Raw genomic sequence first — 10,601 nt, forward strand, 5'->3', positions numbered from 1 at the left:
TGAGCAAGAAGCCCCCACTTCAAAATCTGGGATTTAAGTGGTGGGAGCATGTCACTTGGAAGTTTTGGAATTAAAAACTGTATGAAAATGTGCTATGATAAAATTGATAAATTAGGATTTAGAGGATGTGAATGAGCAGCATGAAGAAAACAAAAGAAGGAATTAATTTGAAAAAACTCCTTAGGCTGAAGAATACAGGCAGTATCTTTGTGATTGCGGGGCTTTTGATGATTTTTGTAATAGCGTCGTACACATATATTCTGCAAAGTTCTTACACTAAGACCGCCCTTGAAACAGAAATCACACGTGACACAGCGAGTGCAGATGCAGTACACAAACTTGTGAATGGAAGAATCGGCAAAGAAGATTTTGATCAAATCAAAGATCAATCTGATGAAAAGAAGCAATTATATAAGGATATTTCTTCATATTTCAATGAAATCAGAACACTGAATTCTACTCGATATATTTACACCGCTAAAAAAAATGAAGAAGGAAAACTTGTTTATGTGGTAGACGGTTTGGATCCGGATGCGGATGATGTAAGACGCCCTGGAGATTATATTGAGGAAGAAATGGTCCCGTATATTGATAGGGCTATTTCTGGGGAGAATGTGTACTCTCAGGATATCATTGATACAACATGGGGCCCGATTTTTACGGCTTGCTATCCTGTAAGCGCAAACTATGATGGGACAGGAGAAATCATTGGCGCATTTTGCATTGAAATGGATATGCAATCAGCTTATGGAATGGTTGAAAAGACGAATCATATTTCCATCATCTGCGGTTTAGTCGCAGGAGCTGTATTGCTTTTAATTTGTCTATATACCTATTATGTTTACCAGAAAAGCAAGGCAGAAGAGCAAAAACAAAAACAATTATTAATGACCGCCGCTGAGGAAGCAGATGCTGCCAACAAAGCAAAATCTGCGTTTTTGCTTAGTATTAGCCATGACATCAGAACGCCGATGAATGCCATTATTGGATTTACAAACATTGCGCTTCACCAGAACACGGTTTCAGATATTCATGATAGCTTGGAGAAAGTTCAAAAAAGTTCGAATCATCTTCTCTCTTTGTTGAATGACGTTCTGGATTTTACTCGCATTGAAAGTGGAAAAGTTACTATTTCGCCCGAGCCAATGGACATTACTCAATTGACAGATAACGTCCAGGCGATTATGAATGGACTTCTTTATAATCGAGATCTTAAGTTTGAAGTACATCGAGAAATCTCAAAGAACCCATATGTCCTTGCGGATGTTGTGCGTATCCGAGAAGTTTTGGTGAATCTTCTGGGCAATGCTGTGAAATTCACAAAGGACGGCGGAAAGATTACTTTGGATATCAGCAGTTACCCAGGAGCGGATGAGAAACATATCATAACTCGTTATGTTGTTCGAGATAACGGTATTGGCATGAGCGAAGAGTTCCAGAAAAAATTATTCGATCCGTTTTCACAAGAAGATGATGATAATGCCAGAACCCAATATAAGGGAACCGGTCTTGGTATGGCCATCACAAAAAAATATGTGGATATGATGGGCGGTTCAATTGCTGTTGAGAGCAAAAAAGGTGTAGGTTCTACATTCACAGTGGAGATCCCACTGGAGTTGACAGAACAGGTTATTCAATCAGAACAAAAACAACATCTACATAGAGATTTGACGGGTATTCATGTTCTTATGGCTGAGGATAATGATTTAAATGCTGAACTTGCTACGATAATGCTGGAAGATGCTGGTATGACCGTAACACGCGCATCAGACGGAAAAGAAGTTGTGAATTTGTTTAAAAATCATCCACGAGGCACATACGATTTTATTTTGATGGATATTATGATGCCAAACATGGATGGACACCAAGCAGCAAAAGCCATTCGAGCCTTGGGTATAGAGCGGTCCGATGCAGTTACGATTCCAATTGTAGCTTTGTCTGCAAATGCTTTTATAGATGATATTCAGGAATCCCTGGATTCAGGCATGAATGACCATATTTCCAAGCCGATTAACATGGAGGAATTAATCGATACTATCACTAAATACATTAAACACGATTAGGAAAACAAAGAAGTTAATTCTGATGAAAAGTTTGCACTGGTCTTGCACTGACTTTTCTCTTTTGATGTGATATTATTATAATCGCCAGAAAAGCAATGAGGGTCTACGGAGTTTTCCGTAGGCTCTTTTTTCTTGGCCGGATGCGTCTTTCATCCTTTCACGCATCCGTACATACGAAAGGAGGATTTTTTTTGTGAAAATCTTAGAAAACAATAACAAATCAAACAACCTAGAAGAAAACTTAATTTTGGTTGAAACTATTCCGATAAAAGAATATACTTATAATAGGTTTGTTGTATCGTTTGGAGGAAAATTATGGATTATATAACAACGATCGAAATGTCAAAAATATGGGGAATTTCATCTAGAAGAATTTCTCTTTTATGTAGCCAGGGAAGAGTGCCTGGAGCAGAGAAAAAGGGAAAGACTTGGCTAATACCAAAAGATGCGGTAAAGCCAACAGATCCTCGAAAGAAAAATAGATGACGTATTGGAGGTTATAATGCTTATGGGAAGACCAGAACATTGGTATATTTTAAGGATAAAATTTGTGAAATAAAGAATAAGCTTGTGAAGGCTATTTTTTATTATATAACAGTAATTATGCTGGTATTGGATCCAATATATTTGTGTTTACTCAGTGGAGCATTTGGTGGTGGAGATGTAAACGGAATCCTTTATTTAATGCCACAGGCATGGATATGGACGATTTTCGCCTTCATATTACTTTTTAACATATGGATTCTATTAAAAAAGGTAAATCCAACGTATACTGCGTCATTTAAGGAAAGATGAAACAAAGGGAGAAGATATGGAATCAGATATCATTAAAATCAGTCATCTGAATAAAAGCTTTAGCGAAGTAAAAGCGGTAAATGATTTGAGCTTTCGTGTGAAAAAAGGAGAATTGTTTGCGTTTCTTGGAGTAAACGGTGCAGGGAAAAGTACAACCATTTCCATTCTCTGCGGATTGCAGAAAAAAGACAGCGGAACGGTTCAGGTAAACGGAATAGAAACTGACAAAGCCGGCGCACAGACAAAAAGAATGCTTGGTGTTGTGTTTCAGGATAGCGTACTTGATAAACCGCTTACGGTGAAAGAAAACCTAAAGAGCAGAGCTGCTTTATACGGCATTACAGGAAATGCCTTTGATAAGAGATTACAGGAGCTGGTCGAGATTCTGGATTTTGACGAGTTTTTAAACAGACCTGTAGGTAAGCTGTCGGGAGGTCAGAGAAGAAGAATTGATATTGCCCGTGCATTATTGCACAGACCGGAGATTTTGATTCTTGACGAGCCTACTACAGGGCTTGATCCGCAGACAAGGCAGTTAATCTGGAATGTTATCGAGAAGCTTCAGAAAACAGAAAATATGACAGTATTTTTGACTACACATTATATGGAAGAAGCTGCCAATGCTGGTTATGTTGTAATTCTTGACAAAGGAAGTGTTGTAGCAGAAGGTACACCGTTTGAACTTAAAAATGATTATGTACAGGATATAGTGTCTGTTTATGGTATTTCCGAAGATGAAATAAAGTCATTGAACAGAGAATATAAAAAAATACGTGACGGATATCAGATAAAAGTAAAAAATACGAAAGAAGCTACGGAGCTTATTGTAGAGCATCAGGATCTATTCATGGATTATGAAGTAGTAAAAGGCGGAATGGATGATGTATTTCTTGCAGTCACAGGAAAGAAGCTTGGAGGTGAATGCTGATGAGAACAGTATTGGCATTAATGGACAGGAACAGGAAACTGTTTTTTAAAGATAAAGGTATGTTGTTTACATCAATGATCACACCAGTTATTCTGATTGTTCTTTATGCTACATTTCTTGCAAAGGTTTTCAGAGATTCTTTTACAGCAGCGATTTCGGATATGATTATGATTTCGGATAAGCTTATTAATGGAACCGTAGCAGCACAACTGACAGCATCACTTATGGCAGTAAGCTGTATTACTGTAACATTTTGTGTGAATCTGACTATGGTGCAGGACAAGGCAAATGGAACAAGGAAGGATTTTAATGTTGCACCGGTCAGCAAGGAAAAAATTTATTTGGGATATTTTCTGTCAACAGTAGCTAATTCATTGATGGTCAATGCACTTGCATTTGTATTATGTCTGGGATATTTACTTAAAATGGGATGGTATATGAATACAGCAGACATATTATGGGTTTTATTTGATATGATATTGCTCGTCCTGTTTGGAAGTACGCTTTCAAGTATCATTAGCTTTCCGTTGACAACACAGGGACAGCTTTCGGCTGTAGGTACAATTGTCAGCGCAGGATATGGTTTTATATGTGGTGCTTATATGCCGATTTCAAATTTTGGACCAGGTCTTCAGAAGGCACTGTCTTATCTTCCGAGTACATATGCCACTTCATTGATTAAGAATCATATGCTTCACGGAGTTTTCAGAGAGATGGAGAGAAAAAATTATCCGGATGAAATGGTTGAAGCGATAAGAGACACGCTTGATTGCAATCCGGTATTTCATGGAAATGTGGTGAGTATAAATCAGATGATTGGCATTATGATGGGAAGTATAGCTGTATTTGGAATTATTTACTATGTGGTTACATTGTTGTCAGCGGGTGAAGGCAGACGATAGGAAATATTGTTTTTAGCGGGTGAAAGTTCTGGGGATATGGAACGATCTGAGTACAAATGAGCAGGAAACAGTAATGTCAATGCTGCGTGGTCTTCGGAAGTAGAAGAACGGTTCGAGTATATGTATCGGCTGTTCTTTTTTTATTTTTTGGCGTTAAAACGGTAATGTTTTTCTTGTGTACAGTAGAGTGCTATAGTATAATAAAACCAGTTTTTTGCATAAGTATTAAAGCTATAATATGGAAATCGGCAAACCAGATGAAAGTCTGGGACGCAAAGCTACAGGGCCTGTAAAATGGCAGCCAGTTGCATGAAATGAGGTGCACTGTCTGTCTGGCAGTGCTTTTTTATGATAGAGCACTTGAATAAGTAATACAGAAGCTGTTTGGAAAAATATTGTGAAAAATAGCGGGGAGGTTATTGATAATTAATGAATGTAAAATTAAAATCTGGAAGCAAGCAAGCAACTGTAGCCTGGAGGGTGGGAGAAAGATGAAGAAGTGCAAATTAGTACAGAATATAAGAAATTTCAAATTTTGTTATTTTATATTTTGCACAATGATATGTTTGGTTGTTTTTCCTGTTTCCACATCTGCCCAAGAAAATTCTGATCATGTTATCCGGGTAGGATCTTTTGAGGAAACTTATAATGTAGTCAATGAAAAGGGAGAAAGAAGCGGCTATGGTTATGAGTATCTTCAAGATATTGCAGGTTATGCAGGATGGACATATAAATACATAACAAGTGATTGGAAAAACTGCTTTACACAGTTGAAAAATGGAGAGATTGATATTCTTGTTGGCATTTCCTATACAGACGAACGTGCTGAAAATATGCTTTTTTCCGATATGCCTATGGGGGAAGAGAAATATTACATCTATACGGATGCATCCAATATGGATCTTACAGCAGGAAATTTGGATTCTTTTGAGGGAAAAAATATTGGTGTGTTTAAAGATAATATAACGGAGGATGTGCTTAACGAATGGGAGTTAAAGTATGGTCTGCATACGCAGCATGTCAATGTTTCTAATACCGCAGAAGTTATGGACAAACTGTCGAAACATGAAATTGACTGCTTCGTTTCGGTAGAAGAACCCCGTTGGGAAGAATCGGAGATTTCGCCGATTACAAGTATTGGAGAGACAGAAATCTATTTCGCTATAAATCCCAAACGTCCGGATATCAAAGAAGCACTGGATAGTGCTATGCGCAGAATCAAGGATGACAACCCATTTTACACAGATGATCTCTACAGGCGTTATCTTTCTGCACAGAGCAGCTCCTTTCTTTCAAAAGAAGAAAGGGAGTGGATCGGGCAGCATGGAGCAATCCGGATAGGGTATCTGAATCAGGATGGAGGTATCAGCAGTGTAGATCCATCAACAGGCAAATTGACAGGTGTTATCACAGATTATGTGGATCTTGCAGAAAATTGTCTGCAAGGTCAGACTCTGGAATTTGAATTAAATGGATATGATACAAGAAGTGAACTGCTTCAGGCATTGCAGGATGGAAAAATAGACTTGATTTTTCATGCAAACCAGAATCCATACTTTGCAGAAACAAATGGATTTGCTTTGTCGGATACTCTATTGACTCTCAATATGGCAGCAATTACGGCAAAGGATTCTTTTGATGAAAATAAAGAGAATATAGTTGCCGTTGAAAAAGATAATTTTGCATTGAAAGCATATCTTTCATACAATTATCCGCAATGGGAGGTTGTGGAATATGAGACATCAGATGCAGCAGTAAAAGCAATGCAAAAAGGGGAGGCAGATTGTATTGTAAGCAATTCAGGTACTGTTTCAGACTATTTGAAAAATAATAAGCTTCATAGTGTTTTCCTGACAAAAGAAGCTGATGTTTCATTTGCTGTTCAGCAGGGAGAACCGGTTCTTTTGTCCATTCTGAATAAAACACTGACATCTATGCCTACAACTCAATTTTCAGGTGCAGTAGTTTCGTATAATGTTTCCTCACGAAAAGTTACAGCGAAGGAGTTTATTCAGGACAATTTACTGGCTGTCTCACTCATAGTTGGAATCTCCATTTTTGTTGCCCTGTGTATAATTCTTGATTCTTTGAAAAAATCAAAACGTGCGGAAGAAAAATCCAAGAAGTCTGCTGAGCAGGCATTGAAGCTGAATCAGGAGCTTGAAGAAAAACAGCAGGAATTACAAAATGCACTTGTAGAAGCACAGAGTGCCAATAAGGCTAAGACTTCCTTTTTAAATAACATGTCTCATGACATCAGGACACCGATCAATGGCATTATGGGCATGCTTACAATTCTTAAAAAAAGCGGAAATGATGGTGAGCGGGCAAAAGATTGCCTGAATAAAATAAATGAGTCTTCGAAACTGCTATTATCATTGGTAAATGATGTTTTGGATATGGCAAAGTTAGAATCGGATACCGTGGTTTTTAGTGATGAATCCATCAATCTGGATCAGGTATGTCAGGAAATCACGGAGTCATTATCTTTTCAGGCAGAAGAAAAAGGGCTTCATGTTATGGGAGAACATGATGATTATAGAGGTGTATATGTTTGGAGCAATGCAGTTCATCTGAAAAAAGTATTGATGAATCTGTTTACAAACAGTATGAAGTACAATAAGGTGAATGGTTCTATTTACATGAGTATGAGAACGATTGAAAGATCAGAAGATCACATGACATGTGAATTTAAAATAAGAGATAATGGAATTGGAATGTCAGAAGAATTTATAAAAAATGAATTGTTTACTCCATTTGTACAGGCAGATAATTCCCCACGTTCTGATTATAATGGGACAGGTCTGGGAATGCCTATTGTGAAACAACTTGTAGAAAAGATGGGCGGAACCATAACAGTTGAAAGCAAGCTTGGTGAAGGAAGCTGTTTTACTGTAATACTTCCATTTAAAATTGATACGAATGCACGGCTGGAAGAAAAAGAAGATTTCAATGCAGATATATCAGGTGTCCGGATATTATTGGTTGAAGATAATGAGCTGAATGCGGAAATAGCAGAATTTATACTGACGGAAAATGGGGCTAAAGTAGAAACAGTGAAAAATGGGTTAGAAGCTGTTCAGCACTTTGAAGCCTGCGAATCAGGAACATACGATGTTATTTTAATGGATGTCATGATGCCGGTGATGGATGGGCTTACTGCCACAAAAACAATAAGATCCCTGGAACGGCAGGATGCAAAAACAATCCCTATCATTGCTATGACTGCAAATGCATTTAGGGAAGATGCAGAAAAGTGTATGGAAGCAGGAATGAACGCACATTTGTCAAAGCCGATTGTGATTGAGGAAGTTATAAAAACGATTTTAAGGTATGTTCATAATGATTAGCAGAGGTTCATGAATTAGTGGAATACCATTGACAGGGCTAAAAGATGACAATGCAGGAGTGCTATAAAGCTATCGGAGGAAACTATGAGGCTGTTTTGGGACGCCTTCACAGCGAAGCACTGATTCAGAGATTTACATTAAAGTTCCTTGAAGACCAGAGTTATCTACAGTTAAAACAGGCATTGGAAAATAAAAATTATGAAGATGCTTTCCGCAGTGCGCACACATTGAAAGGGGTGTGTCAGAATCTTTCCTTTGACCGTCTGTATGAGGTTAGGATTATGAAAACCCATAGTGAGCTTGGCGCGGCTATAATTAAGGATATGGACTTTTCACAAGATTATCCACTGGTACATACCGCATGGGAAATCTGCAGATGGCACCATGAAAGATGGGATGGAAAGGGCTATCCGGATGGATTGAAAGGTGAAGAAATACTATCTGATTTAAAATAATTCAACTACTTTCGACATTACTATAAATCAAAACAAATTGATTGACAAAGAAAACCTAGAGTTTATGCGGGATTAATGGACTTTATAATCGATGTAACTGTCAAAGCCCCGGCTGCCCTGATTGTTTCATTATCAAATTGACATCTGATTATTGTATAGTATAATTACAATTAAAAACACCGAAGATAAAAGACGGAGGAATTATATGAAAGCACATAAATATTGGTCAGTAGGAGCATTGATCACAATGATTGGTACTTTTTACACTGGACATAAAGGGTTAAAATCAAGCCACAAATACTTTGCGTTAAGCTCTATGCTATGTATGACAATGGCGATATATACAGGGCATAAAATGATTTCCGGGAATAGGAAGAAAAAGGCGAATAAAGAGAAAGTTACAGAGAGGGAGGAATAATTAATGTTGGAAGTAGGGGTCAAGGCACCTGATTTTGAGTTGCCAGATCAAAATGGAAAAATACACAGATTATCGGATTATGCAGGAAAAAAAGTAGTATTATATTTCTATTCCAAGGATAATACAGCGGGATGTACGAAACAGGCATGTGGTTTTTCCGAGAGATATCCTCAGTTTATTGAAAAAGGTGCAGTTATTCTTGGGGTCAGTAAGGATTCTGTATCCTCTCATAAGAGATTTGAGGAAAAATATGGACTGGCATTTACACTTTTAGCAGATCCAGAGCGGAAAGTTATTGAAGCTTATGATGTATGGAAAGAAAAGAAAAATTATGGCAAAGTCTCTATGGGTGTGGTAAGAACTACATATCTTATCGATGAACAGGGAGTTATCATCAAAGCCAATGATAAAGTCAAAGCAGCAGATGATCCTGAAAATATGCTTAAGGAATTAGATTAATGAAGATAATATTATCCCCTGCTAAAAAGATGATTACAGATACTGACAGCATAGCGCCGGATGGATTGCCTGAATTTATTGAAAAGACGACAGAGATACAAAGTTGGTTGAAAAGTAAGTCAAAAGAAGAACTGAAGACTATTTGGAAATGTAATGACAAAATTACAGAACAGAACTTCAATAGATTGGAAAACATGGATCTTTATCATTTACTTACTCCAGCTGTCTTATCATATGAAGGAATTGCTTTTCAATATATGGCTCCATCCGTGTTTGAGGACAGTCAGTTTGAGTATGTACAAAATCATTTGAGAATACTATCTGCGTTTTATGGCGTTCTAAAACCGTTGGATGGCGTGACACCTTACCGCTTGGAAATGCAGGCAAAAGTCGGCATAGGAGATGCAAAAAACTTATATGAATACTGGGGAGATATGTTGTATTGTTCAGTGATCGACAACAGTAGGATTATAATTAACCTGGCATCAAAAGAATATTCCAAATCTATAGAAAAGTATCTGACATTACGGGATAAGTATATTACAATTGTATTTTGCGAGTTATCAGGAGATAAACTGGTGACAAAAGGTACATATGCGAAGATGGCTCGTGGTGAAATGGTTAGGTTCATGGCTGAAAATAGTATTGAAAATCCTGAGGATATAAAAAAATTTGACAGACTTGGCTATGCGTTCAGGCATGATCTATCGTCAGATACGGAATATATTTTTGAACGCAGAATAGAGATAACATCTTATTAAAAAGGTACTTATTGTAGGTATTTTTTTAATAAAGTGATTCGATTTAACTTAAAAAATCATTACAATGTCAGGTGTGTAAAATGCGGTGAGGTATCAGGTGTAGATGTGGATGAAATATCAGACTTGATAGAAATGATTCATGACACGAATGGAATAAAATATTTAGATTATGATATTTCATTTAAAGGTATTTGCCCAAAATGCAGGGAGAAAGTAAAGGAATAGCATAGTTATTGAAATGAATATTATTTAAGGTTCAAGATAAATTGTAAAATGCAGACAAACAAGAAAAAAAGTAAAAATATAATAGGTATTATACAGAGTGTCCTTATACTGATATTAGTAGTTCTTATTATTTTTATGATGATTCAGATTAGTAGGCTACAGGGGACAGCACGCGTAATAAATTATGCAGGCCTAGAGCGTGTCTGAAAAATAAAAATTGCACAAAACGCATGTTTTATTTCCCT

General features: G+C 37.2%; 10 protein-coding genes, 3 pseudogenes and 1 riboswitch. All 13 genes and pseudogenes read left to right on the plus strand.

From position 1 onward, the window contains the following. Positions 1-140 precede the first annotated feature (140 nt). On the plus strand, positions 141-2,063 hold the full coding sequence (locus LJE09_RS15915) for an ATP-binding protein (protein ID WP_227311544.1): 1,923 nt from the start codon (positions 141-143) through the stop codon (positions 2,061-2,063). A gap of 193 nt (positions 2,064-2,256) precedes the next feature. Next, positions 2,257-2,391 carry a hypothetical protein gene (locus LJE09_RS18005; protein ID WP_255601813.1) on the plus strand — a complete coding sequence of 45 codons (135 nt, stop codon included), beginning with the start codon at positions 2,257-2,259 and terminating at the stop codon, positions 2,389-2,391. Further along, complete coding sequence (locus LJE09_RS15920) at positions 2,379-2,549, plus strand: helix-turn-helix domain-containing protein (protein ID WP_008371604.1); 171 nt, start codon at positions 2,379-2,381, stop codon at positions 2,547-2,549. Before LJE09_RS18005 ends, LJE09_RS15920 begins: the two co-directional genes overlap by 13 nt. Before the next feature lie 39 nt (positions 2,550-2,588). Continuing rightward, positions 2,589-2,858 (plus strand): hypothetical protein, encoded by a 270-nt coding sequence (locus tag LJE09_RS15925; RefSeq protein WP_120062654.1) that lies wholly within the window; start codon positions 2,589-2,591, stop codon positions 2,856-2,858. A 16-nt stretch (positions 2,859-2,874) separates the two neighbouring features. Beyond that, complete coding sequence (locus LJE09_RS15930) at positions 2,875-3,786, plus strand: ABC transporter ATP-binding protein (protein ID WP_227296247.1); 912 nt, start codon at positions 2,875-2,877, stop codon at positions 3,784-3,786. Continuing rightward, positions 3,786-4,688, plus strand: a complete 903-nt coding sequence (locus LJE09_RS15935) for an ABC transporter permease (RefSeq protein WP_227296245.1) — start codon at positions 3,786-3,788, stop codon at positions 4,686-4,688. The genes LJE09_RS15930 and LJE09_RS15935 overlap by 1 nt, the downstream gene beginning before the upstream one ends. Before the next feature lie 237 nt (positions 4,689-4,925). Beyond that, positions 4,926-5,001, plus strand: a riboswitch (cyclic di-GMP riboswitch). A gap of 178 nt (positions 5,002-5,179) precedes the next feature. Continuing rightward, the gene (locus tag LJE09_RS15940; protein ID WP_227311545.1) at positions 5,180-8,038 is read left to right on the plus strand and encodes a response regulator; all 2,859 of its coding nucleotides are present in this window, start codon (positions 5,180-5,182) and stop codon (positions 8,036-8,038) included. 50 nt (positions 8,039-8,088) lie between these two features. Continuing rightward, positions 8,089-8,298: pseudogene (locus LJE09_RS18920) on the plus strand (Hpt domain-containing protein); the annotation flags it as partial. Positions 8,299-8,307: 9 nt separating this feature from the next. Further along, a pseudogene (locus LJE09_RS18925) lies at positions 8,308-8,475 on the plus strand (HD-GYP domain-containing protein); the annotation flags it as partial. Between the two features lie 223 nt (positions 8,476-8,698). After that, positions 8,699-8,911: a DUF6219 family protein gene (locus tag LJE09_RS15950; protein ID WP_055054222.1), complete on the plus strand. Its 213-nt coding sequence runs from the start codon at positions 8,699-8,701 to the stop codon at positions 8,909-8,911. 3 nt (positions 8,912-8,914) lie between these two features. Then, positions 8,915-9,370, plus strand: coding sequence for a peroxiredoxin (locus LJE09_RS15955; protein WP_008704268.1), 456 nt, complete (start codon positions 8,915-8,917; stop codon positions 9,368-9,370). Next, positions 9,370-10,131, plus strand: a complete 762-nt coding sequence (gene yaaA, locus LJE09_RS15960; RefSeq protein ID WP_062807672.1) for a peroxide stress protein YaaA — start codon at positions 9,370-9,372, stop codon at positions 10,129-10,131. Before LJE09_RS15955 ends, yaaA begins: the two co-directional genes overlap by 1 nt. Positions 10,132-10,173: 42 nt before the next feature. Beyond that, a pseudogene (locus LJE09_RS18930) lies at positions 10,174-10,356 on the plus strand (transcriptional repressor); the annotation flags it as partial. Positions 10,357-10,601: the final 245 nt, after the last annotated feature.

It is taken from the genome of Blautia sp. DFI.3.45, from assembly GCF_020593505.1.
In the GTDB taxonomy this organism is placed as follows: domain Bacteria; phylum Bacillota; class Clostridia; order Lachnospirales; family Lachnospiraceae; genus Blautia_A; species Blautia_A wexlerae.

Excerpts from the sequence above, each read along its gene's own strand:
- LJE09_RS15915 (WP_227311544.1), top strand. The coding sequence starts at position 141 with ATGAAGAAAACAAAAGAAGGAATTAATTTGAAAAAACTCCTTAGGCTG.
- LJE09_RS15920 (WP_008371604.1), top strand. The coding sequence starts at position 2,379 with ATGGATTATATAACAACGATCGAAATGTCAAAAATATGGGGAATTTCA.
- LJE09_RS15930 (WP_227296247.1), top strand. The coding sequence starts at position 2,875 with ATGGAATCAGATATCATTAAAATCAGTCATCTGAATAAAAGCTTTAGC.
- LJE09_RS15935 (WP_227296245.1), top strand. The coding sequence starts at position 3,786 with ATGAGAACAGTATTGGCATTAATGGACAGGAACAGGAAACTGTTTTTT.
- LJE09_RS15940 (WP_227311545.1), top strand. The coding sequence starts at position 5,180 with ATGAAGAAGTGCAAATTAGTACAGAATATAAGAAATTTCAAATTTTGT.
- LJE09_RS15950 (WP_055054222.1), top strand. The coding sequence starts at position 8,699 with ATGAAAGCACATAAATATTGGTCAGTAGGAGCATTGATCACAATGATT.
- LJE09_RS15955 (WP_008704268.1), top strand. The coding sequence starts at position 8,915 with ATGTTGGAAGTAGGGGTCAAGGCACCTGATTTTGAGTTGCCAGATCAA.
- yaaA (WP_062807672.1), top strand. The coding sequence starts at position 9,370 with ATGAAGATAATATTATCCCCTGCTAAAAAGATGATTACAGATACTGAC.